The sequence below is a fragment of the Ideonella paludis genome, assembly GCF_018069865.1.
GTDB classification, from domain to species: Bacteria; Pseudomonadota; Gammaproteobacteria; order Burkholderiales; family Burkholderiaceae_C; genus Ideonella; species Ideonella paludis.
Window position 1 is genome coordinate 670,222 of record NZ_JAGQDG010000002.1, and the last position, 25,020, is coordinate 695,241.

Annotated in this window: 27 protein-coding genes and 1 riboswitch; of the genes, 13 read left to right on the forward strand and 14 right to left on the reverse strand. The window is 61.3% G+C overall.

Annotation, left to right across the window (positions count from 1 at the left end):
- Nucleotides 1-32 precede the first annotated feature (32 nt).
- From rpsA to lapB, 4 genes are all read left to right on the forward strand, one after another.
- Complete coding sequence (gene rpsA / locus KAK11_RS07525) at nucleotides 33-1,727, forward strand: 30S ribosomal protein S1 (protein ID WP_210807804.1); 1,695 nt, start codon at nucleotides 33-35, stop codon at nucleotides 1,725-1,727.
- A gap of 29 nt (nucleotides 1,728-1,756) precedes the next feature.
- On the forward strand, nucleotides 1,757-2,065 hold the full coding sequence (locus KAK11_RS07530) for an integration host factor subunit beta (RefSeq protein ID WP_210807806.1): 309 nt from the start codon (nucleotides 1,757-1,759) through the stop codon (nucleotides 2,063-2,065).
- 116 nt (nucleotides 2,066-2,181) lie between these two features.
- Nucleotides 2,182-2,481 carry a lipopolysaccharide assembly protein LapA domain-containing protein gene (locus tag KAK11_RS07535; protein ID WP_210807808.1) on the forward strand — a complete coding sequence of 100 codons (300 nt, stop codon included), beginning with the start codon at nucleotides 2,182-2,184 and terminating at the stop codon, nucleotides 2,479-2,481.
- The gene (lapB, locus tag KAK11_RS07540) at nucleotides 2,471-3,622 is read left to right on the forward strand and encodes a lipopolysaccharide assembly protein LapB (RefSeq protein WP_210807810.1); all 1,152 of its coding nucleotides are present in this window, start codon (nucleotides 2,471-2,473) and stop codon (nucleotides 3,620-3,622) included. Before KAK11_RS07535 ends, lapB begins: the two co-directional genes overlap by 11 nt.
- 9 nt (nucleotides 3,623-3,631) lie before the next feature.
- On the opposite strand, the gene waaC is transcribed toward lapB, so the two are convergent.
- Together waaC and KAK11_RS07550 are read right to left on the reverse strand one after the other, a co-directional pair.
- Nucleotides 3,632-4,621 (reverse strand): lipopolysaccharide heptosyltransferase I, encoded by a 990-nt coding sequence (gene waaC, locus KAK11_RS07545; protein WP_210807812.1) that lies wholly within the window; start codon nucleotides 4,619-4,621, stop codon nucleotides 3,632-3,634.
- A 3-nt stretch (nucleotides 4,622-4,624) separates the two neighbouring features.
- Nucleotides 4,625-5,278, reverse strand: a complete 654-nt coding sequence (locus tag KAK11_RS07550; protein ID WP_210807814.1) for a DUF4254 domain-containing protein — start codon at nucleotides 5,276-5,278, stop codon at nucleotides 4,625-4,627.
- A 120-nt stretch (nucleotides 5,279-5,398) separates the two neighbouring features.
- Here KAK11_RS07550 and KAK11_RS07555 point away from each other — a divergent pair, with 120 nt between their 5' ends.
- The 6 genes from KAK11_RS07555 (at nucleotide 5,399) to KAK11_RS07575 (ending at nucleotide 9,926) form a co-directional block, all read left to right on the forward strand.
- Nucleotides 5,399-6,352, forward strand: coding sequence for a glycosyltransferase family 9 protein (locus KAK11_RS07555; protein ID WP_210807816.1), 954 nt, complete (start codon nucleotides 5,399-5,401; stop codon nucleotides 6,350-6,352).
- Nucleotides 6,353-6,409: 57 nt separating this feature from the next.
- Nucleotides 6,410-7,192, forward strand: coding sequence for a glycosyltransferase family 25 protein (locus KAK11_RS07560; protein WP_210807818.1), 783 nt, complete (start codon nucleotides 6,410-6,412; stop codon nucleotides 7,190-7,192).
- Nucleotides 7,189-8,301: a UDP-galactopyranose mutase gene (gene glf / locus KAK11_RS07565; RefSeq protein WP_210807819.1), complete on the forward strand. Its 1,113-nt coding sequence runs from the start codon at nucleotides 7,189-7,191 to the stop codon at nucleotides 8,299-8,301. Before KAK11_RS07560 ends, glf begins: the two co-directional genes overlap by 4 nt.
- Nucleotides 8,298-9,122, forward strand: coding sequence for a DUF707 domain-containing protein (locus KAK11_RS07570; protein WP_210807821.1), 825 nt, complete (start codon nucleotides 8,298-8,300; stop codon nucleotides 9,120-9,122). The genes glf and KAK11_RS07570 overlap by 4 nt, the downstream gene beginning before the upstream one ends.
- A gap of 158 nt (nucleotides 9,123-9,280) precedes the next feature.
- Complete coding sequence (locus KAK11_RS21760) at nucleotides 9,281-9,511, forward strand: hypothetical protein (RefSeq protein WP_246498668.1); 231 nt, start codon at nucleotides 9,281-9,283, stop codon at nucleotides 9,509-9,511.
- Nucleotides 9,512-9,590: 79 nt separating this feature from the next.
- Complete coding sequence (locus tag KAK11_RS07575) at nucleotides 9,591-9,926, forward strand: H-NS histone family protein (protein WP_210807823.1); 336 nt, start codon at nucleotides 9,591-9,593, stop codon at nucleotides 9,924-9,926.
- A gap of 29 nt (nucleotides 9,927-9,955) precedes the next feature.
- Here the strand turns inward: KAK11_RS07575 and KAK11_RS22175 are convergent, their stop codons facing one another.
- The 12 genes from KAK11_RS22175 to KAK11_RS07635 form a co-directional block, all read right to left on the reverse strand.
- Entirely contained in the window at nucleotides 9,956-10,258 is a 303-nt protein-coding gene (locus KAK11_RS22175) for a general secretion pathway protein GspB (RefSeq protein WP_210807825.1), read from the reverse strand.
- A gap of 359 nt (nucleotides 10,259-10,617) precedes the next feature.
- Nucleotides 10,618-12,327 carry an ExeA family protein gene (locus KAK11_RS07585; RefSeq protein WP_210807827.1) on the reverse strand — a complete coding sequence of 570 codons (1,710 nt, stop codon included), beginning with the start codon at nucleotides 12,325-12,327 and terminating at the stop codon, nucleotides 10,618-10,620.
- A 48-nt stretch (nucleotides 12,328-12,375) separates the two neighbouring features.
- The gene (gene metW, locus KAK11_RS07590; protein ID WP_210807829.1) at nucleotides 12,376-12,960 is read right to left on the reverse strand and encodes a methionine biosynthesis protein MetW; all 585 of its coding nucleotides are present in this window, start codon (nucleotides 12,958-12,960) and stop codon (nucleotides 12,376-12,378) included.
- A complete protein-coding gene (metX, locus tag KAK11_RS07595; RefSeq protein ID WP_210807831.1) occupies nucleotides 12,953-14,104 on the reverse strand; it encodes a homoserine O-succinyltransferase MetX in 1,152 nt (383 codons plus the stop codon). Before metX ends, metW begins: the two co-directional genes overlap by 8 nt.
- A 55-nt stretch (nucleotides 14,105-14,159) precedes the next feature.
- Nucleotides 14,160-14,236: riboswitch (SAM riboswitch) on the reverse strand.
- Nucleotides 14,237-14,277: 41 nt separating this feature from the next.
- Nucleotides 14,278-15,822 (reverse strand): methyl-accepting chemotaxis protein, encoded by a 1,545-nt coding sequence (locus KAK11_RS07600; RefSeq protein ID WP_210807833.1) that lies wholly within the window; start codon nucleotides 15,820-15,822, stop codon nucleotides 14,278-14,280.
- Nucleotides 15,823-16,041: 219 nt separating this feature from the next.
- The gene (gltA, locus tag KAK11_RS07605) at nucleotides 16,042-17,352 is read right to left on the reverse strand and encodes a citrate synthase (protein WP_210807835.1); all 1,311 of its coding nucleotides are present in this window, start codon (nucleotides 17,350-17,352) and stop codon (nucleotides 16,042-16,044) included.
- Between the two features lie 28 nt (nucleotides 17,353-17,380).
- Nucleotides 17,381-17,650, reverse strand: a complete 270-nt coding sequence (locus KAK11_RS07610; RefSeq protein WP_210807837.1) for an FAD assembly factor SdhE — start codon at nucleotides 17,648-17,650, stop codon at nucleotides 17,381-17,383.
- A 33-nt stretch (nucleotides 17,651-17,683) separates the two neighbouring features.
- Nucleotides 17,684-18,391 carry a succinate dehydrogenase iron-sulfur subunit gene (locus KAK11_RS07615; RefSeq protein WP_210807839.1) on the reverse strand — a complete coding sequence of 236 codons (708 nt, stop codon included), beginning with the start codon at nucleotides 18,389-18,391 and terminating at the stop codon, nucleotides 17,684-17,686.
- A gap of 22 nt (nucleotides 18,392-18,413) precedes the next feature.
- Entirely contained in the window at nucleotides 18,414-20,183 is a 1,770-nt protein-coding gene (gene sdhA / locus KAK11_RS07620; protein WP_210807841.1) for a succinate dehydrogenase flavoprotein subunit, read from the reverse strand.
- 19 nt (nucleotides 20,184-20,202) lie between these two features.
- Nucleotides 20,203-20,565, reverse strand: coding sequence for a succinate dehydrogenase, hydrophobic membrane anchor protein (sdhD, locus tag KAK11_RS07625; RefSeq protein WP_210807843.1), 363 nt, complete (start codon nucleotides 20,563-20,565; stop codon nucleotides 20,203-20,205).
- Between the two features lie 11 nt (nucleotides 20,566-20,576).
- Complete coding sequence (gene sdhC / locus KAK11_RS07630) at nucleotides 20,577-21,008, reverse strand: succinate dehydrogenase, cytochrome b556 subunit (RefSeq protein WP_210807845.1); 432 nt, start codon at nucleotides 21,006-21,008, stop codon at nucleotides 20,577-20,579.
- Between the two features lie 120 nt (nucleotides 21,009-21,128).
- Nucleotides 21,129-21,899: a GntR family transcriptional regulator gene (locus KAK11_RS07635; RefSeq protein WP_210807847.1), complete on the reverse strand. Its 771-nt coding sequence runs from the start codon at nucleotides 21,897-21,899 to the stop codon at nucleotides 21,129-21,131.
- 248 nt (nucleotides 21,900-22,147) lie between these two features.
- On the opposite strand from KAK11_RS07635, the gene KAK11_RS07640 reads away from it, so the two are divergent.
- From KAK11_RS07640 to KAK11_RS07650, 3 genes are all read left to right on the forward strand, one after another.
- A complete protein-coding gene (locus KAK11_RS07640) occupies nucleotides 22,148-23,134 on the forward strand; it encodes a malate dehydrogenase (protein WP_210807849.1) in 987 nt (328 codons plus the stop codon).
- Nucleotides 23,135-23,225: 91 nt separating this feature from the next.
- Nucleotides 23,226-24,248, forward strand: coding sequence for an HpcH/HpaI aldolase/citrate lyase family protein (locus tag KAK11_RS07645; protein ID WP_210807851.1), 1,023 nt, complete (start codon nucleotides 23,226-23,228; stop codon nucleotides 24,246-24,248).
- A gap of 89 nt (nucleotides 24,249-24,337) precedes the next feature.
- Entirely contained in the window at nucleotides 24,338-24,829 is a 492-nt protein-coding gene (locus KAK11_RS07650; RefSeq protein WP_210807853.1) for a hypothetical protein, read from the forward strand.
- Nucleotides 24,830-25,020: the final 191 nt, after the last annotated feature.

The following is a 25,020-nucleotide window of genomic DNA, read 5'->3' on the forward strand; positions in this document are numbered from 1 at the left end:
CCTTGGCGGTGCTGGATTGACGGAAATCTCTCATGTCCCAATTCACAGAATCCTTCGCCGCCCTCTTTGAGGAATCGCTGCAGAAGAGCGAAATGCGTGCCGGTGAAGTCATCACCGCTGAAGTCGTGCGCATCGACCACAGCTTTGTGGTGGTCAACGCAGGCCTCAAGAGCGAAGCCTATGTGCCTATCGAAGAATTCAAGAACGACCAGGGCGAAGTTGAAGTCCAAGTCGGTGACTTCGTCTCGGTGGCCATTGACGCCGTTGAAAACGGCTACGGCGACACCATCCTGTCGCGCGACAAGGCCAAGCGTCTGGCCTCGTGGCTGTCCCTGGAAACCGCACTGGAGTCTGGCGACTTCGTGACTGGTACCGTCTCTGGCAAGGTCAAGGGCGGCCTGACCGTGTTGGTCAATGGCATCCGCGCCTTCCTGCCTGGCTCGCTGCTGGACACCCGCCCCGTGAAGGACATGAGCCCGTTCGAGGGCAAGACCATGGACTTCAAGGTCATCAAGCTGGACCGCAAGCGCAACAACGTGGTGCTGAGCCGCCGCGCTGTGGTGGAAGCCTCCATGGGCGAAGAGCGCGCCAAGCTGCTGGAAACCCTGCACGAAGGCGCCATCGTCAACGGCGTGGTCAAGAACATCACCGAATACGGTGCGTTCGTGGACCTGGGCGGTATCGACGGCCTTCTGCACATCACCGACATGGCATGGCGCCGTGTCCGTCACCCGTCCGAAGTGGTGACCGTGGGCCAAGAGCTGACCGCCAAGGTCCTGAAGTTTGACGCCGAGAAGAACCGCGTTTCTCTGGGCATCAAGCAACTGGGCGACGACCCCTGGATGGGCGTGGCTCGCCGCTACCCCAACAGCACCCGTCTGTTCGGCAAGATCACCAACATCGCTGACTACGGCGCATTCGTTGAGATCGAACCCGGCATCGAAGGCTTGGTGCACGTCTCTGAGATGGACTGGACCAACAAGAACGTCGCTCCTTCCAAGGTCGTCACCTTGGGCGAGGAAGTCGAAGTCATGGTTCTGGAAATCGACGAAGACAAGCGTCGCATCTCCCTGGGCATGAAGCAGTGCAAGGCCAATCCTTGGGAAGAGTTCGCTGCCACCGTCAAGCGCGGTGACAAGGTCAAGGGCCCGATCAAGAGCATCACCGACTTCGGCGTGTTCGTGGGCCTGGCTGCCGGCATCGACGGCTTGGTGCACTTGTCTGACCTGTCTTGGCAAGAAACCGGCGAAGCTGCCGTGCGCAACTACAAGAAGGGCCAAGAAGTTGAAGCCCTGGTCTTGGGCATCGACATCGAGCGCGAGCGCATCTCCCTGGGCATCAAGCAGTTGGATGGCGACCCCTTCGCAACCTTCACCTCGGTCAACGACCGTGGCCAGATCGTGAACGGCGTGGTCAAGACTGTGGACGCCCGTGGCGCTGAAGTGCAACTGGCTGACGACGTGATGGGCTACCTGCGCGCCTCTGAAATCAGCCGCGACCGCGTTGAAGACGCTCGCGTGGCGCTGAAGGAAGGCGACGAAGTCTCCGTGATGATCGTCAACGTGGATCGCAAGACCCGCAACATCCAGTTGTCCATCAAGGCCAAGGATCAAGCCGACCAGCAAGAAGCCATGCAGCGCCTCTCGCAGACCAACGAGCGCGAGAACGCTGGTACCACCAGCCTGGGCGCCCTGCTGCGTGCCAAGCTGGACAACTCGGGCAACTGAGTCACCGCTGAACTGAGCGAGCCCTGAACATGACTCGATCCGACCTCGTCGCCAAACTGGCAGAGCGCTTCGCGCAACTGACCCAGCGCGACACTGAGTTCGCGGTCAAGACCATTCTGGATGCGATGTCCGACGCCCTGGCGCGCGGGCACCGCATCGAGATCCGGGGCTTTGGCAGCTTTTCAATCAATCGTCGCCCGCCACGCGTGGGGCGCAACCCCCGCTCCGGCGAGCAGGTGACGATCCCCGAAAAGCTGGTTCCCCACTTCAAACCGGGCAAAGCCTTGCGTGAAGGGGTGGACGCCATTGCACCGGCCCAGTCAGGGCCTGCAGCCTGAACGGTTGCATCACGCTCAATCTCTGCTGAGGGTCCGCAAGGACCCTTTTTCATGGGCGCAACAGCTCGCTGGCACCCACGCGCATGCTTCTACAATGCAGCCATCTCGGAGCATTCATGCGCATCCTGGTTTGGCTCTTTCGAGCCTTCATCCTCTTTAGTCTGTTCGCGTTCTCGCTGAACAACTTGCACACGGCCACCCTGCACTGGTATTTCGGCCAGAGTTGGTCGGCGCCCATGGTCATGGTGGTGTTGGCAGCCTTCGCGGCGGGCGCGGCGCTGGGCGTGTTGGCCATGACCCCGTCCTGGTGGCGGCAGCGCCAAAAAGCGCATCAAGCACAACAAGCGGCCGTCGCAAGTGCCCAGCCCCCAAGCCCCCCTTCCCCACAAGCCCCCGTGATCCCCGATGGAATTTGATCTGCAGGCCTGGTTGCTGATCGGCCTGCCGCTGGCCTTTGTCTTGGGCTGGCTGGCCTCGCGCCTGGATGTCAGGCAGATGCGTCGTGAGCATGTGGACTCGCCCAAGGCCTATTACAAGGGCTTGAACTTGCTGCTCAACGAGCAGCAGGACAAAGCCATTGACGCCTTCATCGAGGCCGTCCAAAACGACCCCGACACCACGGAGCTGCACTTCGCACTGGGAAATCTATTCCGTCGCCGGGGTGAGTTTGAACGCTCTGTGCGGGTGCACCAACACTTATTGGCGCGTGCCGACCTGCCCGCAAGCGAGCGCGACCGTGCTCAGCATGCCCTGGCGCAAGACTTCATGAAGGCTGGCTTGTTCGACCGTGCCGAAGCGGCTTATCGCGCTCTGGTGGGTGGCGAGCATGACCGAGAAGCCCGCTTGGCCTTGCTCAACCTCTACGAGCGCTCACGCGACTGGCGCAACGCCGCCGAGATGGCGCGCGCACTGGAAGTCTCCGGCGCTGGTGCGTTTGGTCAACGCATCTCCCATCATTGGTGTGAGGTGGCGCTGGAAGCCGATGCCCGACAGCAAAGCGCCGAGGCGACGGAAGCACTGGCGTTGGCTCACCAAGCCGCACCACAAGCGCCACGCCCTCAGTTGATCGCGGGCCAGCGGGCGCTGGCTGCCGGGCAAGCCGGCGAGGCCTTGACGCACTGGGAAGCCCTGCTTCAGGCTGATCTGGCGAGTTTCTCGCTGGTGGCCATGGCCTATGCCCAGGCCGGCCAGTCCTGTGGTCAGGTGGAGCGAGCACGGGCCACCCTGACCAGCGCCCATGAGGCCCATCCCTCACTGGACGTCATCAAGGCCTTGGCCGTGCTGGACGGTTCAGCGCTGGCACAGTCACCGCTGGTGTTGCCCTACTTGAAGCAACAAGCCACGCTAGCGGCCGCCCAGGCTGTGCTCAACCGGCCTGCTGAACAATGGACCCAGGAATGCGCGGACGCTGTGGGCAAGGCTCTGGATAAAGCAGGCCGCCCCTTGCAGCGTTACCGCTGCGCCGCCTGCGGTTTTGAGGCCCAGCGTTATTTCTGGCAGTGCCCAGGCTGCTTGAGCTGGGACAGCTTCCCGCCGCAGCGCATCGAAGACCAGTAACGGTCGTCCTTAGTCGCAGGCTGGGCTGACGACCAGCGTCGCCAAGGCGCGTTCTACGGCCTCCAGCACCTCGGCCCGCTCAGGCACTCGGCCCTTGCCGCCCAGGCTTTGCACCAGTGCTGGGCCGGTCAAGCCGGCCAGACCCGGCTCATGGTCGCAGTAAACGCCCACGGTCGGCAAGCCATAGGCCGCAGCCAAGTGGCTGAAGCCTGTGTCCAAGCCCACCGCGATTTGCGCACGCCCGATGACAGCGGCCATCTCGCGCACCGTCAAAAAAGGCGGCACCGCCGCACCCAAGGGGCCAGCCAGCCTCTGCGCCAACTGCTCCTCATCCGGCGAACCCCACAGCACCACCAACCCCAAACCGGCGGTCTTCAAGCGCTCACCCACCGCCAGCCAATCAGGCTCTGGCCAGCGCTTCTCAATGCGGCTGGCGCAAGGAATCAAGAGCGCATAGCGATCCACCGGAGCGCGCCAGGTTGCTTCTTGAGGAATGGCCAATCCAAACTGCGCGGGCACTTCAGGTTCAAAAGCACGGCCCAGCGCGGCTGCCATCAGGCGGCGATTGCGCTCGACCGCCTGCAGGCTGCGTGACACCGCCACCTTGCGTTGATAAAACGCGCTGGCCAAGGGCTCACGAATGCTGTGCCGATCAAAGCCCACGCGCAGGCCCGGTGCCTGCAGAGCCCACATCACGCTCTTGAGCAAGCCCTGGGCATCGATCACCAAGTCATAGGGCTGCTCTCGCAAGGCCGCACGCACCTTGCCAAGGGCCTGCCAGGTGACGCGCTCCATCAACTTCTTGCGCCACTTGCGCCAAGCCTGAGGAATGACACGCTGCACCCCTGGATGCAGCGCCGGGATGGCCGCAAATGGCGCCTCGACCAACCAATCCACTTGCGCATCGGGGTGCCAGCGCAGCAAGTCTTCCACCGCGGGCAACATGTGGACCACATCGCCCATCGAGGTGGTCTTCACCACCAAAACGCGCAGCGCCACCGTTCAGGCCTTGCTTGCGCGCTCTGCCACCAGCGCCGGATTGAAGCGCGGGTCGTTGTACATCTTGAACTGACGGTAGACCTTGAAGTAAGCCCGGCCCGCCAAGGCATCGGCCAACAAGCCATCCAGGCAATCGCCCAGATCTTGGCGCTGCTGCTGCAGGCGCTCAAGCTTGACGGCGCTGGAGGCGCGATGTGCGTCGTCCACGTCCTGGCGCAGGGTTTGCTGACGCATGGCGTGGATCTTCAACGCCATGATGGACATGCGGTCGATGATGCTGCCGGCCGTCTCGGAGTTCAGTCGCGCGCCTTTGGGAACCGTCGAGATCGGGGTGTCTGTGCGAGCGGACGCAGCGTCCACCAGGCCCAGCGCCGTCAACAGAATCTCATCCACCCGCTCGGTCGCATCGTTACGGGCTTGGTTGAAGCGGTCGATCGCCCGCTTATTGCCAGCAATCTCTTCCGCGCTCACGGTGGTGCGGCGAGCCAAGTCTTCTTGGGCCCACAAACTGCTGTTGAAAAAGTGATTGCGACGCACCCAATGCAGCAACTCAGCGCCTTCAGCAACCGTTGGCTCTGCGCCCGGCCAATCCGCCTGCGCCAAGCAATCCTCGTGGCAAGTGATCACTTCGGGCGACTTGATGGGCAATGCAGACATTCCAAACACTCCAGGGCAGGCCGATTCGCGGCGCAAAATGAGAATCTGTCTGAATTATCGTCCAGGCCTTGGAAGCGCTCCTTGGTGTGGGCCTCGCTTTACCGTATCGATACCTCCTTCATGAATCGCCCTCTTGTCATCCGTCTGTGCAATTACATCGGCGATGTGGTGCTGAGCCTGCCCGCACTCCAGCTCTTGGCGGCCCACGGCTATGAGCCACATCTCTACGGTGCGGGCTGGGCATCAACCTTGCTTACAGGGACAGGCTGGGCCGTGACCAAGCGTGGCCAAGGACTGCGCGCGCGCGTGGGCCAACTTCGCTCTCTGCGCCAACAATTACGGGCGGCGGGCGCCCCTCAAGACGAAGCCGTCTGGGCCTTGGCCATGCCCAACTCCTTCTCCAGCGCTTTGGAGTTGCGTTTGGGCGGCTTTGCTGTGGCGGGCTTTGCCAGCGACGGCCGGGGCTTCTTGCTGAAGAAGGCATTACCCGCGGCAGACGGCCCCCACGCTGCGGAGTCCTTCTGGGCTCAAGCCTGCGGCTTGCTGGGCCAGCGTTTGCCCATACCAGATCGGATCAGTCTCCCTCTCACAGCAGCCGCGCAAGACCGTGCGCGGGAGGTCATTGCACGCCACGCAGGCCCCCAAGGTGACTATGTGTGCATCGCACCCTTTGCCGGTGGCTTGGTGGACAAACAACCCAAGCGCTGGCCAGAGTTTGCGGCTTTTGCCAAGCGGCTGGAAGGGCTGGGCTTACCCATCTTGGTCTGCCCCGGGCCCGCAGCCGAGGTCGAAGAGGCCCGCCGCCTTTACCCCGGCGCCATCCTGATCGACAAGCTGCCGCTGGATGCCTATGCCGCCTTGCTGGGTCAAAGCAAGCTGGTCGTGGCCAATGACACAGGCCCAGCCCACTTGGCCGCAGCATCGGCCGCGCCCTTGCTGAGCGTCTTGGGGCCTACCAAGACGCGCCAGTGGCGGCCCTGGGGGCCCACCGTGACCGCCTTGGGAGGAGACGGGCAATGGCCAGACACAGAGTTGGTTTGGCAAACAGCCCAGGCCATCGTGAATCGGCCTTGACCCCCCTCTACAATCGGCCACGCTTCAAGGGTTTGGCCTGAAGCCTGTTTGATCCCCATGCCCTGCCCCATCTACCTGATCAACTTGCCCAAGGATGTGGCCCGCGCCGCACACATGCACAGCCAGTTGGCAGCCTTGGGCTTGCTGGATCATCTGCATGCGATAGAGGCCACCTATGGTCGAGACTTGTCGCCCTCGGAGATGGCCCGCTATTACAGCCCCGACCTGAATGCTCGGCAGTACCACCTGCCGCTGTCCGCGGGCGAAATCGGCTGCTACGTCAGCCACCTCAACACCTGGCAGGCCATCGTGGACAGCGGTGTGCCAGGCGCCTTGGTCCTGGAAGACGATGTGGTGTTGGCGGCCTGCTTGCCCACCTTGATGGCGCAGCTCATGTCGGCCACTGAACCACAGTGGGACATGATCAAACTGGTGGGCCGCGGCCATGAAAAGACGGTGGCCACGTGGCCGCTGAGTGCACCGCATCGCGTCGTCCGCTATGCCCGGATTCCCAGCATGACGGCCGCCTATTTCATCAGCCGTGCAGGGGCCCAAAAGCTGCTGCGCCGCATTCCCTTCGGACGTCCTGTCGACATCGACCTGCGCTATGCCTGGGAGACCCAACTGCGGGTCTATGGTTTGCTGCCCTACCCTGTGAGCCTGGACCAAAGTTCAACGGTCTCCAGCATTGGCCGCCGCAGCTCCCCCAAGAGTTGGACACACCGCTGGCGCCGCGTGCGGCAACAGATCGCCTATTCACTTGGCAATTGGCAACGCTTGCGGCAAGAAAGGGATGAGGCTCCCTTTCTTGCCGTAGGTTCAACAGGAGAGACATCATGAGCACTTCGCCATCAAGCCCAGACTTTCTGGTCGTCGGCGCCGGTTTTGCCGGCAGCGTGTGCGCCCGCCAGTTGGCAGACGCGGGGCACCGGGTGCTCGTGATCGACAAGCGGCCACACATCGGCGGCAATGCGTACGACTGCCTGGATGAGCACGGGGTGCTCATCCACCCCTATGGCCCGCACATCTTCCACACCAACAGCAAGCTGGTGTTTGAGTACCTCTCACGCTTCACGGACTGGCGCTTTTATGAGCACCGTGTGCTGGCGAAAGTGGGAGACCAGTTGCTGCCGATCCCGATCAATCGCACCACGCTCAACAAGCTTTATGGCTTGACCTTGAGCGAGGAGGAGGCTCAAGCCTATATCGAGCGCGTGCGCGAGCCCAGAGCCCCTCTAAAGACCAGTGAGGATGTGGTGCTCAACTCGGTGGGCAGCGACTTGTGCGAGAAGTTCTTCCGAGGCTACACGCGCAAACAATGGGGCCTGGATTTGAGCGAGCTGTCCGCCGGCGTGGCGGCTCGCATCCCGACGCGCACCAATGACGACGACCGTTATTTCTCCGACAGCTTTCAGTTCATGCCGGCGCAGGGCTACACCCGCATGTTCGAAGCCATGCTGGACCACCCCTTGATCAGCGTGCAAACGGGCCAAGACTTCGAGTCTGTGCGAGAGGTCTATACCAGCGCTCGATTGATTTACACCGGTCCCATCGACAGCTACTTCAAGCAATGCTTTGGCCCGCTGCCCTACCGCAGCCTGCGCTTCGCTCACGAACATTTGGATCAGGACTCATCGTTCCAAGCGGTAGGGACGGTGAACTACCCGAATGACCATGCGTTCACCCGCATCACCGAGTTCAAGCACTTGACTGGCCAAAAAGCGAAAGGTACGTCGATTGTGAGGGAGTACCCTCAGGACGAAGGTGACCCCTACTATCCAGTCCCACGGCCTGAATCCGAGGCCCTGTTCAAGCGCTATGAAGCCTTGGCGGAGCAAGAGACACAGGTCACGTTCGTGGGTCGATTGGCCCAGTATCGCTACTACAACATGGATCAAATCGTCGCGGCAGCGTTGAAAGCCAGTGATGACATCCTGAAACGCCCATGAGTGCATCCCATGCTCCACGCAATCTGGTGATACTGCGTGCCGGTGATAAGTCGCTCCACACCGAGTGGATTCAGGGCGCACGTCACTTTGACCTGCTCATCAGCTATTACGGCAGCACGCCAGATTGCCACCGCCAGGACGCAGACCACTATGAAATGCGCAAAGGCCCGAAGTGGTCTTGCATTGCAGACCTGCTGGCCGCACGGCCGGAGTTGATCGATCAGTACGACAGCTTTTGGTTCCCGGATGACGATTTGTCGGTGTCCACCGAAACCCTGAACCGGATGTTTGCTCTCTTCCACGGCTTGGGCCTCGATTTGGCACAACCCGCACTGACGGCGAACTCTTACTTCAGCTGGGCGCTTCTCTTGCAGCGACCAGGGCATGTCGCCCGCTACAGTCAATTTGTGGAGGTCATGGCACCGCTGTTCACGCGTGAGACGCTGCGCAAAGTACTGCATACCTTTGCGGAAAGTCGAAGTGGTTGGGGGCTAGACTGGGTGTGGCCCACCGTGCTGGCACCGCATCAACCCAAGATCGCCATCTTGGATGCCACACCGGTTTGGCACACCCGCCCCATTGGCGGAGACCTCTACAAGAACAATCCGGATTTGGATCCCCGATTGGACGAGCGTCGGCTCCTGGCCACCTACGAGTTCGAGGCACTGCGGGCAGGCGCACCATATGCACTTGAGGCAGGGCTGGCGTTCAGCAAACCCAACCTGTGGCAACGATTGGCAGCCGCTCTGAAAGGCTGGAATGGACGGCGAGTCCTAAAGCGTCGAGCCCAAAGGACAGCATCCGTCACGCAAGTGGGCTGAGTCAAACGTAGCTCTCTCTATCCTTTCTGCTTTTCGCGACGAGATCGGCGATAATCATCGATTCGCTGCAAGGTCAACTGCGACGTATTGCGTTTCGGTGGCGTGCTGTGAGAGGGCAAAAGCCCCATATCTATGGATTGCACAGGAAGGAGCACATTCTGGCCAAGGACGATCCCAAGACCGCCATCGACCCAGGCGGCCTACGTTACCGCTCAAAAGTGGCGGGTTCCCCATTTTCTGCAACCGGCGCCTTTGGCGCTGCCACCATGTCGTGCTTCTTGTGCGGCAAGCATCGGCCTCGCGCGCAACTGAAGTCGCGCAAGATTCTGGGCAAGTCCCAGGCCGTTTGCGCTCCGTCCTGCCGCGAACTTGACGCGGCCAAGGGCTGACACCCTTGAACAGGGCACCACTCGGTGCCCTGTGTCGCATTTCAACGCTCCTTTTCGATCTATCGGCACATGATTTGCCATGAATGAACCGCTGCAGCCTCAAGACAGCGGTGAGCCCCTGCCCGAGCAGGGTGAACAGCGTCTCTCCCGCCGCGAACTGGAGCCGGTGATTGCTCGAATTCAGTCTTTGATGTCCTTTTGGGGCATCACGCTGGAAGAACTTGACGCTCCCATCCCGGCTCCGCCGCCCCCCGCCGGGCCCTTGCCCATCAAGTATCGTCACCCCGTCAGTGGCGAAACCTGGGATGGCCAAGGCCCTCACCCGGAATGGCTGCGGCACGCATTGCTGAAAGAAGGTCTGCGTGTCGAAGAGCTCAAACCCACCGCCCTAGACACCCAGGCACCTGCACCCTAGTGCGTGAGGGCTGCCGCCCTTGAGCGGGTTCAAAAGCTCTTTCGAATCCGCTGCCCCTGCATGTTGAGGACCACGGACTTGGGCTCAATCTGCTCCAGCACCAACCCTGGGCCGAGCACATCACCTTCGCGCATCACTTGATCGTTGATGATCACCATGCGTGCGCTCGGATCGCTGGAATGCATGGCACCGCCCCAGACCAGCTTTGAGAGGGCTTGCTGCTGTGCTGTCGTCATGTCCGCCCACTTGATCACACGCTCGCTTCCCGACACCGCCTGTGAAGGCGGCTTGGGCACTTTTGGCTTAGTCAGCGGCGCAGGTGTCGACGCCACGGCAGAGGGTGCTCGCAGTGCCGGCGCAGGCGCAGGAGGCGCCGGCACGATCGTGGGGGGGGCAACAAGCTGAGACGCCGCTGTGGGCGGTATCACCGGCAAGGCCGCCGCCACTGTTTGATCGGGGGTCGGAGTCGGCGCAGGACGCTCCGAAGGAGCAGCGACGCGCCACAGCCACAAGCCAGCGCCGACGCAGACCACCACCAAAAAGCCGGCCAGCAGCCATCGGCTTGCGGGCCACGCTTTGGCGTCAATCTCCGGAGCGCTTGGCACCCAGGCTTGGCTGCGCAGGCTCGGCACACGGCCTTGCTCACGCTCTGCTTCCGCTTTCTTTAGAGCTTCGAGGATGTAGGACATATTCAGCGCTCCTCGCCCAAGCGAGGCTCCTTCACTGCCATCGCGCGATTCAGCAGCATCAGCGTTTGCACATTGCCTTTGCCATCCGGACGCAAGCCCTGCGCCGCTTGAAACGCGTAGATGGCCGCACTGACCTCGCCGCCAGCGCCGGAGGCCGCCTTAGGCGCCACACCCAACTGGCGCAAGGCCGCTTGTATGCCCTTGAGGGCAGCCGCATCGTCGCGCTGAGCCCAGGCTTCGGAGGTGCGCCAGAGGGTCACGAATTCGCCGCGCCAATGGGGGGCCAGATCGATCCAACGCACCCAGAGTTGCCCATCTTTGTGTTGCACCAAGGCTTGATCAGGCCTCATCCCCCACAACAGCACTTGGCCTTTGGCGCCACTCTCATCTTGCAACAGCAGCATCACGGGGCGGTCCAGGAGGCGGATCAGTTGGGTGCTGCCGTAGGCCCGGAAGCAGCGTAGAGACTGCGCGACGGCCTGCTCACACACATCGCCTTTGCTCACCTGCCCACCCCAACGCTCGACCAACAGGCCCAGCGGTGTGGCCTCTTGCTTCCACCATTGGCCGCGTTCCGGCATCGCGCCAAGCGCAGCCGAAGCGGCCACGGCAGGCTGCTTTGTCTGCAAATCATCCGCGGAGGCCACGGTGAGCTCAGCCGCCACCGCGGGCTTGAGAGGCCCCGAAGCGGTGGTTGGGGAAGACGCTGAGCCTTCAGGCGGCAGCTTGGGCTTGCCCTGCGGCAGTGTCAGCGTCTCCACCGTGCGCGATGGCCCGTGATTCGGCCACCACCACACCGCAGCAAGACCCAGACTCAGCAGGCCAGCACCCAGGCCCCCGAACACCCCAAAACGCCCCAACCAAGACGTTTGCGATGCCGAGGCAGCACGCGGGCGTGCAAACACCTCCAACGCCGCTTTGTCGACCATGTGGCGATCGATGGTCTTGAGGCCCAGCGCATAAGCCCCCAGCAGGGCTCGGTCACACAGCAGGTTGATGCGGCGCGGCACGCCCTTGGTGAGTTGCTGGATGCGCGCCAAGGCTCGCGGCTCGAAGGGCGACGGGCCTTGCCAGCCGGCGACCGAGAGGCGATGCTGCACGTACTGATGCGTCTCGGCGGGCGACAAAGCCTCGAGGTGAAACTGGGCCACCACGCGCTGAGAGAGCTGCTCCAACTCGGGCCTGGCCAATATGTCGCGCAATTCGGGCTGACCAATCAGGATGATTTGTAAGAGCTTGCGCTCGGCCGTCTCCAGGTTGGTGAGAAGACGCAATTGCTCCAGCACCGGGGCGCTGAGACTCTGCGCCTCGTCGATGATCAGCACGCAAGAGCGCCCGGCTGCATGCTCCTGCAGCAAAAAGGTGTTGAGCGCATCCACCATGCCCTTGGTGGAGCCTGGCGTCTGCGGTGCCTCTGGCAGCGCCACGCCAAACTCTTGGCAGACGGTCTGCAGCAGCTCGTCCACCGTCAGGCTGGGGTTGAAGATATAGGCCACCGTGCACTGCGGCGGCAACTGCTCCAAGAAGCAGCGACACACAGTGGTTTTGCCGGCGCCAATGTCACCGCTGAGGAGCACAAAGCCGCCGCCCGCACCCACGCCCCAGAGCAGATGTGCCAAGGCATCCCGGTGGCGCTCGCTCATATAAAGGTAGCGCGGATCCGGTGCGATGGAGAAAGGGGTCTGGCTCAGCCCGAAGAACTTGGCGTACATGGCAGGCGGGAGGATACCTTCCCGGAAGAGAAGGGTCTGGGGCGGGACCTAAACTTGCTCGAACTTGAAGACCGCCACGCTGGCCAGCAGATTGGGCCAAGTACGGATCACTTCTCCGCCGCTCAAGCCAAAGCTGTCGGTCACCGCCAGTCCGTTCTTGCCCGCCAACACCTCAAAGTCCGCGAAGGTACTGACACGAATATTGGGCGTGTCGTACCACTGGTAGGGCAAGGCCTTGGTCACGGGCATGCGTCCGCGCATCACACTCAGCCGGTTGGGCCAATGGGCAAAGTTGGGGAAGCTGACGATGCCAATGCGGCCAACCCGTGCTGTCTCGCGCAGCATATGCTCGGTGTTCCGCAGGTGTTGCAAGGTCTCCAGTTGCAGCACCACATCGAAGCTGTGGTCGTCGAACAGCTTCAAGCCCTCTTCGAGGTTGAGCTGAATCACATTCACGCCGCGCTGTGCACAGGCCAGCACATTGGCATCATCGATCTCGATGCCATAGCCACTGCAGCCGCGGTGCTGCTGCAGGTGGGCCAACAACTCGCCTTGCCCACAGCCCAAATCCAGCACCCGTGAGCCCTCGGGCACCAGACGGGCGATGACCTCCAAGTCCTTGCGCTCACTCATCTTGGCCTCCGGTCTTCAAGCTGGCCGCAATGCGCTGAAAGTAAGCGCGCATCACACCGTGGTAGCGCGGGTCCTCCAGCAGAAAGGCGTCGTGGCCATGGGGGGCATCGATCTCGGCGTAGCTCACGTCGATACGGTTATCTACCAGCGCCTTGACGATCTCGCGCGAGCGGGCCGGGGAGAACCGCCAGTCGGTGGTGAAGCTCACCACCAGAAACTTGTGTTGGCGCGCGATGGCGAAGGCACGGGAGAGGTCTCCGCCATGTTCACGGGCAGGGTCAAAGTAGTCCAGCGCACGGGTGATCAGCAAATAGGTGTTGGCGTCGAAGTACTCGCTGAACTTATCGCCCTGATGACGCAAGTAGCTCTCGATCTGAAACTCAATGTCCTGGGTGGAATAGGCCGGGCCGCCCGCCCGCATATCGCGGCCAAACTTGGCCTCCATCGAGTCATCACTCAAGTAGGTGATGTGGCCGATCATCCGGGCCACCCGCAAACCGCGCTTTGGCACAACGCCATGCTCGTAAAAGTGTCCGCCATGAAAATCAGGATCGGTGATGATGGCGCGACGGGCCACCTCGTTAAAGGCAATGTTTTGTGCGGACAGGTTGGGCGCGGTGGCCACCGCCACGCAGTAGCGCAGGCGCTCGGGGTAGCGCAGCGTCCACGCCAGCGCCTGCATACCGCCCAAGCTGCCGCCCAATACAGCGGCCAATTGCCGAATGCCCAAGCGCTCAATCAAGCGCGCTTGCGCATCGACCCAGTCCTCGACCGTCACGACCGGAAAGTCAGCCCCATAGGGCTTACCGGTTTGCGGGTTCAGGTGCATGGGGCCGGTTGAACCGAAGCAAGACCCAAGGTTGTTGATGCCAATCACAAAGAAGTGATTGGTGTCCAGCGGCTTGCCGGGGCCCACCAAGTTATCCCACCAGCCTTCGCTGCGCTCTTGGCCCGCGTATTCGCCCGCCACATGGTGCGAGGCATTCAGCGCATGGCAGACCAGCACCGCGTTGCTGGCATCAGCGTTCAGCGTGCCGTAGGTTTCGTAGTGAAGTGTGTAGTGGCCCAGCGTCGCCCCACTGCGAAGCGCAAGTGGCGTGTCGAAGGACATTTGCTGAGGCAAGACCGTGCCAACTGAGGCCATGAAGGACATCCTGAACCTGACAAAAAAACCCGGCGCCGCAAAGATGGCGGACACCGGGTTGATCGGATGTCCCTCTTTAGCGGCATTTATTGAAGCGCCCGCAATCCGGAACAAATCGGCGCTGAAACACCCGTGAGTATAAGCAATGCGCGGCCCTTGAGGGCTGCATGCCCTCATTGACTGTAGACACTGATCGCGTCGTTCAGTCGAACGCTTTGCTGCTTGAGGCTTTCGGCGGCAGCCGCAGACTGCTCGACCAGCGCGGCATTTTGTTGGGTCATGCGGTCCAACTCTGACACCGCCTGGCCGACCTGTCCGATGCCGGAGTTTTGTTCCTTGGAGGCCACGGATATCTCCGCAATCAACTCCGAGACATGCCGCACATGCTGGACGATGTCTTCCATGGTGCGCCCCGCTTGGTCCACGAGCTGAGCACCACCCTCCACTTTTTCCGCGCTGTTGGTGATGAGTTGTTTGATTTCCTTGGCGGCGGCGGCACTGCGCTGGGCCAGCGTTCTGACCTCTGCGGCGACCACCGCAAAGCCACGCCCTTGCTCCCCTGCTCGGGCAGCTTCCACGGCGGCGTTCAGCGCCAGGATATTGGTCTGAAACGCAATGCCGTCAATCACCCCAATGATGTCGGAGATGCGCCGAGAACTTGCTGTGATGTCACTCATCACCGACACCACTTGTCCGACCAAGTCCCCGCCTTCTGCCGCAACCTGGCGCGCTGTGCCCGCCAGTGTCGTGGCTTGCACGGCAGAGTCGGCGTTGTGCTTGACGGTGGCGCTGATCTGCTCCATGGCCGAGGCGGTTTGCTGCAGATTGGACGCGGCCTGTTCGGTGCGCGCACTGAGGTCTGCATTGCCCGTGGCGATCTCCTGGCTGGCAATCTGCATGCCCGAGGCCTGTTCGCCCACATCGTCAATCAAGGAGCGAAGGTTCAGTGCAGCTTGATTGATGGACCTCAACACCATGCCTACCTCATCCACACGGTCCAAGGCGACGCCCGTGCCACCTTGGCCCGAGGCCACCTCTTGAGCCTCCCGCTGAACCAGTTGCATGGGCGTGGAGATTTGCTGCTGCAACCAAAGGGTGGTGAGCAACATGACCAGCGCGGCCAGCACACTGGCCTGCAAGGCCAACGGCATAGGGCACAGCGCAAACAGCCCCGCTGAGATAAGCACGGTCGCACCGAGCGTGGCCAGACGAATTCGTGTGGCCAAAGAAGCCGTCTTCAAGAGGGTCAGAAAGGCCAGGCTTCCGCGTCGCACCAAGACACCTTGGTGAAACTTCCACGCACTCATGGCCCCCTGACGCATGCGCGCATACAGGGCCTCCGCCTGCTGAACCTCCTCGCGGGTCGGCGTCGTGCGCACGGACATATAGCCCTTGAGCTGCCCCTGACGCCGCACTGGCGCCGCATTGGCACGCACCCAGTAGTGGTCACCATCCTTGCGACGATTCTTCACCAAGGCTGTCCAAGAGCGCCCTGCTTTGAGCGTCGCCCACATGTCCGCAAATGCCTCGGCCGGCATGTCCGGATGCCGCACCATATTGTGGGGTTGGCCCAGCAGTTCGTCACGCTCGTAGCCGCTGACCTGGATAAAGGCGGCGTTCGCATACGTGATGCGACTGTCCACATCGGTGGTGGACATCAGTGTCTGGCCAGGCGCCAAAGCATATTCACGTTGGCTGACAGGCTGGTTATCGCGCATGCAAATGTCTCCCAAGGCTACCGACTTTCAGTGTGCTGCGCACGACGTCACCGTCACCTGAAGAAAACCATCAGGCGCTTCACTGGGGAATTGTCTGCAGGCCCGTCACCCTGAATTGCGATAAATCAAGCCCATTGCGACCCGCTTCTTCACGCGTCAAGCCTGAAGTGGGCATGAAAAAAGCCACCCGAAGGTGGCCTTTTGTCAGCGATCGGCAGCTCAGCGCTGAGCGATGGGCTTGACGTCGCGGGATGCAGCACCCACGAACAACTGACGCGGACGACCGATCTTGTACTCGGGGTCGCCAATCATTTCGTTCAGCTGGGCAATCCAGCCCACGGTACGTGCCAGGGCGAAGATGGCCGTGAACAGGGGCACGGGGATGCCAATGGCGCGCTGCACGATGCCCGAGTAGAAGTCCACGTTCGGGTAGAGCTTGCGAGCGACGAAGTATTCGTCTTCCAGCGCAATCTTCTCCAGCTCCATGGCCAGCTTGAACATGGGGTCGTTGTGCAAGCCCAGTTCGTTCAACACTTCGTGGCAGGTTTCGCGCATCAGCTTGGCGCGCGGGTCGTAGTTCTTATAGACGCGGTGGCCAAAACCCATCAGCTTGACGCCAGAGTTCTTGTCCTTGACCTGCTTGATGAACTCGCCAATCTTGGCCACGCCACCCTGGTTCTGGATGTCGGCCAGCATGTTCAGGCACGCTTCGTTGGCGCCACCGTGAGCCGGGCCCCACAAGCAGGCCACACCTGCGGCAATGGCGGCAAAGGGGTTGGTGCCCGACGAGCCGCACAGACGCACGGTCGAGGTCGAGGCGTTTTGCTCGTGGTCGGCGTGCAGGGTGAAAATGCGGTCCATGGCGCGCACCAGCACGTCATTGGGCTTGTACTCTTCGCACGGCGTGGCGAACATCATGCGCATGAAGTTGCCTGCGTAAGACAGGTCATTCTTCGGGTAGATGTAGGGCTGGCCGACGGTGTACTTGTAGGCCATGGCCACGAGTGTGGGCATCTTGGCGATCAGGCGGATCGCGGCGATTTCACGGTGCTCGGGGTTATTGATGTCGGTGCTGTCGTGATAGAAGGCCGACAGTGCGCCCACCAAGCCCGTCATCACGGCCATCGGGTGCGCGTCGCGGCGGAAGCCGCGCAGGAAGAACTGCATTTGCTCGTTGACCATGGTGTGATTGGTCACACGGGCCACGAACTCTTCCTTCTGGCTGGCGTTGGGCAGCTCTCCGTACAGCAGCAGGTAGCAGGTTTCGAGGTAGTCGCAGTTCACGGCCAACTGCTCGATGGGGTAGCCGCGGTACAGCAGCTCGCCCTTGTCGCCATCGATGTAAGTGATGGTCGAGTTGCAAGACGCAGTGGACAGGAAGCCGGGGTCGTAGGTGAACTTACCGGTTTGGCCGTAGAGCTTACGGATGTCGATCACGTCAGGGCCGATGGTGCCCTTGTAGATCGGCAGATCCATGGCGGGGCTGCCGTCGGAGAACGACAGGGTGGCTTTCACGTCAGACGGGGTCATCGTCGAGTCCTTTCTAAGAATGCGTTGTTCAACCAGGCTGGCGCAGGAGCACAAGTACATCCCGCACCTCGGCCCGGTCGAGGTCGCCCTCAGGATCCTTCCGCGCAAGCAGCAGGTCCAAGAGGTCGTTATCGGCCAGGTCCATCAAGTGCTGAAGGCCTTCCACCTGAGACAGCGTGAGGCTGTGCTCATATCGGCGAAAAAACCGTTCCACAAACAGATCGTTTTCAAGCAGCCCCCGACGGCAGCGCCATTTCAGACGGCTGACATCGGTGGGGTTCAAGGGTGCAGTTTCCATGCCTAGGCTTGCTTGAAATTGACCGTTGTCGCTTTACACGGCACGACGAACCATCAATTCCTTGATCTTGCCGATGGCCTTGGTGGGGTTCAGACCCTTGGGGCAGACATCGACGCAGTTCATGATGGTGTGGCAGCGGAACAGACGGTACGGGTCTTCGAGGTTGTCGAGACGCGCATTGGTGTCTTGGTCACGGCTGTCCGCAATGAAGCGATAGGCCTGCAGCAGGCCGGCTGGGCCCACAAACTTGTCGGGGTTCCACCAGAAGCTGGGGCAGCTGGTCGAGCAGCTCGCGCACAAGATGCACTCGTACAGGCCATCCAACTCTTCGCGCTCTTCGGGGGACTGCAGGCGCTCCTTCTCCGGCGGGCGCTCGTCGTTCACCAGGTAAGGCTTGATCGAGTTGTACTGCTTGAAGAACTGGGTCATGTCCACGATCAGGTCGCGGACCACAGGCAGGCCAGGCAAGGGGCGCAGCACCACGGTTTGGGGCAGTGTGCGCATATTGGTCAGGCAGGCCAGACCGTTCTTGCCATTGATGTTCATTGCGTCCGAGCCGCACACGCCTTCACGGCAGGAGCGACGGAAGGACAAGGTGGGGTCCACGGCCTTGAGCTTGACCAGGGCGTCCAGCAGCATGCGTTCATTGCCTTCGAGTTCGATCTCGATGGTCTGCATGTAAGGCTTGGCGTCCTTATCAGGATCGTAGCGATAGATTTGGAAAGTGCGCTTATCAGCCATGTTGCTTATCCTCTCGCTGCGATCAGAAAGTACGAACCTTGGGCGGCACCGACTCAACGGTCAGCGGCTGCAGGTTGACGGGCTTGTACTCCAGGCGATTGCCTTCGGAATACCACAGCGTGTGCTTCATCCAGTTCGCGTCGTCGCGGTTCGGGAAATCGTCGTGCGCGTGCGCACCACGGCTCTCGGGGCGGGCCGCCGCAGAGATCATGGTGGCCTTGGCGGCTTCGATCAGGTTGTCGACTTCGAGGGCTTCGATGCGGGCGGTGTTGAACACCTTGGAGGTGTCCTTCAGGCCAATGGCCTTGACGCGCTCGGCCACCTGCTTGATGGCGGTAACGCCATCGTCCATCAGCTTTTGGGTGCGGAACACGCCGGCATGCTTTTGCATGGTGGCGCGGATGTCGTTGGCCACATCCTGGGCGTACTCGCCATTCTTGGCCGAATCCAAGCGTGCCAAACGTGCCAGGGTTTGGTCTGCGGCATCGGCCGGCAGCGGCTTGTGGTTCTTCTGCTTCAGGGCGCTGGCCACAATGTGGTTGCCTGCCGCCCGACCGAAGACGATCAAGTCCAACAAGGAGTTGGTACCCAAGCGGTTGGCGCCGTGCACCGACACGCAAGAGCACTCGCCCACCGCGTACAAGCCATTGACCACATCGTTGTGCTTGCCGTTGCGCGGGATCACCACCTGACCGTTGACGTTGGTGGGGATACCACCCATCTGGTAGTGAATGGTAGGCACCACGGGGATCGGCTCCTTGGTGATGTCGACATTGGCGAAGTTGTGGCCAATCTCGAACACCGAAGGCAGACGCTTCATGATGGTGTCGGCACCCAGGTGGGTCATGTCCAGCAACACATAGTCCTTGTTAGGACCGCAGCCGCGACCTTCCTTGATCTCCTGGTCCATGGAGCGGGAGACGAAGTCACGCGGCGCCAAGTCTTTCAGGGTCGGCGCATAACGCTCCATGAAGCGCTCGCCATTGGCATTGCGCAAGATCGCGCCTTCGCCGCGGCAGCCTTCGGTCAGCAACACGCCCGCTCCGGCCACGCCGGTGGGGTGGAACTGCCAAAACTCCATGTCTTCCAGCGGGATGCCGGCACGAGCGGCCATGCCCAAACCGTCACCGGTGTTGATGAAGGCATTGGTCGACGCAGCGAAGATACGGCCCGCGCCGCCTGTGGCCATCAGCACGGTCTTGGCTTCCAAGATGTGCAGATCGCCAGTTTCCATCTCCAGGGCAGTGACCCCGACCACATCACCTTCTTGATCACGGATCAGGTCCAGCGCCATCCACTCCACGAAGAAGTTGGTGCGCGCCTTGACGTTTTGCTGGTAGAGGGTATGCAGCAGCGCATGGCCGGTGCGGTCCGCCGCAGCGCAAGCACGCTGCACGGGCTTTTCACCGTAGTTGGCGGTGTGGCCACCAAAGGGACGTTGGTAAATGGTGCCGTCGGGGTTGCGGTCGAACGGCATGCCGAAGTGCTCAAGCTCGTAAACGACCTTGGGCGCTTCGCGGCACATGAACTCGATCGCGTCTTGGTCGCCGAGCCAGTCGGAGCCCTTGACGGTGTCGAAGAAGTGATAGTGCCAGTTGTCTTCCGACATATTGCCCAAGGAGGCACCGATACCACCCTGAGCCGCCACCGTGTGCGAGCGAGTGGGGAAGACTTTGGACAGCACGGCCACATTGAGGCCGGCCAAGGAGAGTTGCAGCGAGGCGCGCATGCCAGAGCCACCGGCCCCGACGATGACAACGTCAAACTTGCGCTTGGTGATATTGCTAGTCATATTCTTTCTCTCAAGCGCGTCACAGACGCCACAGAACTTGGATGGCCCAGCCGGCACAGCCGACCAGCCAGACGATGGAGAACACCTGCAGCACCAGGCGCAGGCCCACCGGCTTGACGTAGTCCATCCAGATGTCGCGCACACCCACCCAGGCGTGGTAGGCCAAGGACAGGATGACCACAAAGGTCAAGACCTTCATCCACTGGGCCGAGAAAATGCCGGCCCATTTGTCGTAGCCGATCTCGCCGGGCATCAGCACCTGGGCCAACACCACAACGGTGAACAAGGCCATCAAAACAGCCGTCACGCGCTGGGCCAGCCAATCGCGGAAGCCATAACCAGCGCCAACCACCAGGCGCTTGGATCCATAGTTAATTGCCATGGGTGTGTTCCTCAGTAGAGGCCGAACAGCTTGGCGCCCAGCGCCAGCGTCAGCAGAGTGCCCAGCGCCAAGGTGACGATGGCGGAAGACTTGCCTTGCTCTTTGGAGACGCTGTGTGTGGCGTCCATCCAGAGGTGACGAACACCGGCAATGAAGTGGTGCAAGTAGCCCCACAGAATGGCCAAGGTCACCAGCTTCACGAACCATGCCGGCGCAACACCGATACCAGCCGTGTAGGCATTACGGAAGACTTCGAACGAGATCTCGGAGGTCACGCTCTTGTCGAACAGCCAAATGATGAAAGGCAACAGGAGGAACAGAATTGCCCCGCTGATGCGGTGGAGGATAGAGACGATGCCCGCCGGGGGAAGCCGGTAGTTGGGCAGATCCGAAAGCGCATTGATATTGCGGAATTCCGGACGCGTCTTGAGCGTGTTTGCCATGGGTCGGTCCTTGTTGTGGTCGCTCGGGAAGTAATCGCGATGAAACCTGAGGATTTTATTGCATCGCAGCAAGCTTTCAGGGGCCTTGCCACATCTGACGTTGCAGCTATTTGCGCAAGCTCACTGCAACTCATTTCTGTAGTAGTGAGCCAACGTGTTATAGAGCCCGCGCCGCAATTCGACGGGCTTGTCACCATAGGTGTGTGAGAGACGCTCCACGCTCAACAACGGGGAGCCCGCCGCCACCTGCATCAATTCAGCCGTCGCAGCATCCGCCGCCACGGCCCTGATCTTCTCTTCGGCCCGGATCATGCGCACCCCAAAATCCGTTTCAAAAAGACCATACATCGGTCCAGCATATTGACTCAATCGCTCTGCGGTCAGGCCCTTGAACAGGCCTGAGGGCAGCCAAATCTCGTCCAGCACAACAGGCTGCCCATTGCGCGCCAAAGTTCGGCGCACCAACAGCGCACTCTCACCCGCCTTCAAACCCAAGGCTTTGGCAACGTCTTGAGGCGCACGCATGCGCTTGCAATCCAAAAAACGACGCGCCATGCCGCTTGCAGGCCCAGCGTCGGGCGTCAGGCGCAAGAAGCGGTACTGGGTATTCTCTTCGGCATGCGTCGCAACGAATGTACCCTTGCCTTGCCGACGGACCAGCAAATTCTCGGTCGCAAGCTCATCAATGGCTTTGCGCACCGTCCCTTGGCTGACACGATAGCGCGCTGCCAATTCCACCTCGCTGGGAATGGCCTCTCCGGGCTTCCACTCACCGCCCTGCAGGCTGCGCACCAACAAAGCCTTGATCTGCTGATACAAAGGGCTGAAGGCCGGACCAGCAGGCAAGGCCGGTTCAGCATCAGGCGAGTCTTGGGGTAAAGCAGCAGGCATGGGGCGGGATTGCAGCACATCCCCAATAGGGTCGTCCAGACTTATCCGATTGATGTCTTATATAAGACATAAGAATATTGACACTCCTCGGGTTGACCCTTAGACTCGCCGCTACACTCACGTGTTCGTCTCCCAGCCGGGTTCATGCCGGTGTCAGCCTGCTTAGCGATACTCCGCAGCGCCGACGCCCACCGAACACCTGCGCGGTGTGCGTCTCACACTTTCCCCCACTTCCCGGAGTTATCACCATGAGCAAGAAACCCGTTCGCGTGGCCGTCACTGGCGCCGCTGGTCAAATCGGCTATGCCCTGTTGTTCCGCATTGCCTCCGGCGAAATGCTGGGCAAGGACCAGCCCGTCATCCTGCAACTGCTGGAGATCCCGGACGAAAAGGCCCAGAACGCGCTCAAGGGCGTGATCATGGAACTGGAAGACTGCGCCTTCCCGCTGCTGGCTGGCATTGAGGCCCACGCTGACCCGATGACCGCCTTCAAGGACACGGACTACGCCCTGCTCGTCGGCGCACGTCCTCGTGGCCCCGGCATGGAGCGTGCCGACCTGCTGGCTGCCAACGCCCAGATCTTCACCGCCCAGGGCAAGGCCCTGAACGCCGTCGCCTCGCGCAATGTGCGCGTGCTGGTGGTCGGCAACCCTGCCAACACCAACGCCTACATCGCCATGAAGTCGGCCCCGAATCTGCCGGCCAAGAACTTCACCGCCATGCTGCGCCTGGACCACAACCGTGCTGCCAGCCAAATCGCCGCCAAGATCGGCTGCGCTGTGGGCGACATCGAAAAGTTGGCCGTTTGGGGCAACCACTCGCCCACCATGTACGCGGACTACCGCTTCGCCACGGTCAACGGCAAGTCGGTCAAGGACACCATCAACGACCACGACTGGAATGCCAACACCTTCTTGCCCACCGTGGGCAAGCGCGGTGCCGCCATCATCGCCGCTCGCGGCCTGTCTTCTGCCGCATCGGCGGCTAACGCTGCCATCGACCACATGCGCGACTGGGCCCTGGGCACCAATGGCAAGTGGGTCACCATGGGCATTCCGTCCAATGGCGAATACGGCATCCCCAAGGAAGTCATGTTCGGCTACCCCGTCACCTGCGAAGGCGGCGAGTACAAGATTGTTGAAGGCCTGCCCATCGACGCCTTCTCGCAAGAGTGCATCAACAAGACGCTGGCTGAGCTCGAAGGCGAAAAAGACGGCGTCAAGCATCTGCTCTGATCCGCACTTTCAGCATTCAAGCTGTTAGATTGAAAGGCTGCCCCTGGGCAGCCTTTTCTCATTCTTCGATGCACAAACCCTGGCATTCATCATGTCTGCACTGACCCCTCCTCACCTGGCACTGGTCGAAGATGGCCCCGCCGCCCCCGATCTGCCCGTCTGCGACCATTACTGTGGCGTCGAGGCCCGCATGCGCAAGAGCCTGGAGCTGCAGGCTGAGTGGGGCCCTGTGTTTGACGTGACGCTGGACGGCGAGGACGGTGCGCCAGTGGGTGGCGAGGTCGAACATGCTCACCTGATGGCCGAATTGCTGACCTCCCCGCTGAATGCGCATGGGCGCGTCGGCGCACGCGTAGTGCCCGCTTCGCATGCCGCATTCGAGGCCATGCTGGAAGTCTTGATTCCCAAGGCCGGCCACCGCATGGCCTATCTGATGATCCCCAAGCCAGAAAGCCTGGCGGACATTCAGCGCGCCGCCGACGCGGTCGACGCCTTGAGCAAGTCAGATGGTCTTGCACGCCGCATTCCCTTGCATGCCTTGGTGGAGACTCACGGCGCCCTGCAGGCCGTCCACAGCCTGGCGGCCCACCCCCGTCTGGAGTCTTTGTCTTTCGGCTTGATGGACTTTGTATCCGCCCACCGCGGCGCCATTCCTCAAAGTGCCATGGGCGCCGTCGGACAGTTTGAACACCCCTTGGTGCTGCGGGCCAAGCTAGAGATCGCTGCTGCCTGCCATGCGCATGCCAAAGTGCCTTCGCACTGCGTCGTCACCGAATTCAAGGACCAAACCGCCTTGAAGGCCGCCGCGCTGCAAGCCTCGCAGCGTCTGGGCTATACCCGCATGTGGAGCATCCACCCCGACCAGATCCGCACCATCGTCCAAGCCTTCACCCCCAGCGCCAGCGAGGTGGAGCAAGCGGCGCAGATTCTTTTGGCGGCCCAGGCTGCGCACTGGGGCCCCATTCGCCACCAACATCAGGGGCGAGAACAACTGCACGACCGCGCCAGTTACCGTTACTTCTGGCAAGTGCTGCAACGCGCACATCGCACATCATTTGCGCAAGGCCCGCAGCTTCCCCCTGAAGTGCAGCCTTTCTTTCAGCACTTGGGCTAAGGTCCACAGGAAGACTGTTCACGTTCCGTCACAGTCGCTGCCCTCGGGGTGGTGACAATGGCCCCTGAGTTTTGATTTGGAGACACCGGATGATTCGTCCTTTTATCGCTGCGGCGACTGCCCTGGCTTGTATGTTGAGTGCCGCATCTGCGGGGGCCACAGAGCCCGTCAAAAAGGCTGCGGCCAAAGCCAAGGCCGTGAAGGCCACCAAAGCTGAGCCGCCCTTACCTGCTGCCGAAGATGAGCAATTGGCTGCTGCAGCCATGACCCATTTCGGCGATTACCAATGCGAGCAAAGCAAGTCGGTCCAGGTAGCCATGAACCCCAAGTTCGACGGCTATGTGGATGTGCTCTTTGGTAAACAGCGCTGGACCATGAAGCCGGTGCTGTCCTCGACCGGGGCGCTGCGCCTAGAAGATGTCAAGGGCCAAACCATGATGCTGCAGATTGCTCACAAGTCCATGCTCATGGACGTCAAAGTTGGCCGGCGAATCGTGGACGAATGTATGCACGAAAAGCAAGCCCAAGCCAAGGCCGAGGCTCAAGCCCAACCTGCCGCCCCCTCCATGATGGGCAACTGACCCCGCCCATTGCTGCACATCTGTTGAAGGCGCCTCCCTGGAGGCGCCTTTTTCTTGGGCCTTGCCCCTGCCACTCACTCGGACACAGGCTCTGGTGTCAGGATGCTCAGACCACAATCTCCCCCGCCAAGATACAGAGACAGGGCTTGGCAAGTCTTATATAAGATATAAAATACGGTAGATACCCTGAT

What these genes read in the sequence shown, in the direction of transcription:
- KAK11_RS07555 (WP_210807816.1), top strand. Translation starts at nt 5,399, where the DNA reads ATGAATCGCCCTCTTGTCATCCGTCTGTGCAATTACATCGGCGATGTG.
- sdhC (WP_210807845.1), bottom strand. Translation starts at nt 21,008, where the DNA reads ATGGCAAACACGCTCAAGACGCGTCCGGAATTCCGCAATATCAATGCG.
- KAK11_RS07575 (WP_210807823.1), top strand. Translation starts at nt 9,591, where the DNA reads ATGAATGAACCGCTGCAGCCTCAAGACAGCGGTGAGCCCCTGCCCGAG.
- KAK11_RS07530 (WP_210807806.1), top strand. Translation starts at nt 1,757, where the DNA reads ATGACTCGATCCGACCTCGTCGCCAAACTGGCAGAGCGCTTCGCGCAA.
- KAK11_RS07610 (WP_210807837.1), bottom strand. Translation starts at nt 17,650, where the DNA reads ATGGAAACTGCACCCTTGAACCCCACCGATGTCAGCCGTCTGAAATGG.
- metW (WP_210807829.1), bottom strand. Translation starts at nt 12,960, where the DNA reads ATGAGTGAGCGCAAGGACTTGGAGGTCATCGCCCGTCTGGTGCCCGAG.
- lapB (WP_210807810.1), top strand. Translation starts at nt 2,471, where the DNA reads ATGGAATTTGATCTGCAGGCCTGGTTGCTGATCGGCCTGCCGCTGGCC.
- gltA (WP_210807835.1), bottom strand. Translation starts at nt 17,352, where the DNA reads ATGACCCCGTCTGACGTGAAAGCCACCCTGTCGTTCTCCGACGGCAGC.
- glf (WP_210807819.1), top strand. Translation starts at nt 7,189, where the DNA reads ATGAGCACTTCGCCATCAAGCCCAGACTTTCTGGTCGTCGGCGCCGGT.
- KAK11_RS07645 (WP_210807851.1), top strand. Translation starts at nt 23,226, where the DNA reads ATGTCTGCACTGACCCCTCCTCACCTGGCACTGGTCGAAGATGGCCCC.
- KAK11_RS07615 (WP_210807839.1), bottom strand. Translation starts at nt 18,391, where the DNA reads ATGGCTGATAAGCGCACTTTCCAAATCTATCGCTACGATCCTGATAAG.
- KAK11_RS07635 (WP_210807847.1), bottom strand. Translation starts at nt 21,899, where the DNA reads ATGCCTGCTGCTTTACCCCAAGACTCGCCTGATGCTGAACCGGCCTTG.
- KAK11_RS07535 (WP_210807808.1), top strand. Translation starts at nt 2,182, where the DNA reads ATGCGCATCCTGGTTTGGCTCTTTCGAGCCTTCATCCTCTTTAGTCTG.
- KAK11_RS07570 (WP_210807821.1), top strand. Translation starts at nt 8,298, where the DNA reads ATGAGTGCATCCCATGCTCCACGCAATCTGGTGATACTGCGTGCCGGT.
- KAK11_RS07640 (WP_210807849.1), top strand. Translation starts at nt 22,148, where the DNA reads ATGAGCAAGAAACCCGTTCGCGTGGCCGTCACTGGCGCCGCTGGTCAA.
- metX (WP_210807831.1), bottom strand. Translation starts at nt 14,104, where the DNA reads ATGGCCTCAGTTGGCACGGTCTTGCCTCAGCAAATGTCCTTCGACACG.
- sdhA (WP_210807841.1), bottom strand. Translation starts at nt 20,183, where the DNA reads ATGACTAGCAATATCACCAAGCGCAAGTTTGACGTTGTCATCGTCGGG.
- KAK11_RS07650 (WP_210807853.1), top strand. Translation starts at nt 24,338, where the DNA reads ATGATTCGTCCTTTTATCGCTGCGGCGACTGCCCTGGCTTGTATGTTG.
- KAK11_RS07600 (WP_210807833.1), bottom strand. Translation starts at nt 15,822, where the DNA reads ATGCGCGATAACCAGCCTGTCAGCCAACGTGAATATGCTTTGGCGCCT.
- KAK11_RS07550 (WP_210807814.1), bottom strand. Translation starts at nt 5,278, where the DNA reads ATGTCTGCATTGCCCATCAAGTCGCCCGAAGTGATCACTTGCCACGAG.
- rpsA (WP_210807804.1), top strand. Translation starts at nt 33, where the DNA reads ATGTCCCAATTCACAGAATCCTTCGCCGCCCTCTTTGAGGAATCGCTG.
- sdhD (WP_210807843.1), bottom strand. Translation starts at nt 20,565, where the DNA reads ATGGCAATTAACTATGGATCCAAGCGCCTGGTGGTTGGCGCTGGTTAT.
- KAK11_RS07585 (WP_210807827.1), bottom strand. Translation starts at nt 12,327, where the DNA reads ATGTACGCCAAGTTCTTCGGGCTGAGCCAGACCCCTTTCTCCATCGCA.
- KAK11_RS07560 (WP_210807818.1), top strand. Translation starts at nt 6,410, where the DNA reads ATGCCCTGCCCCATCTACCTGATCAACTTGCCCAAGGATGTGGCCCGC.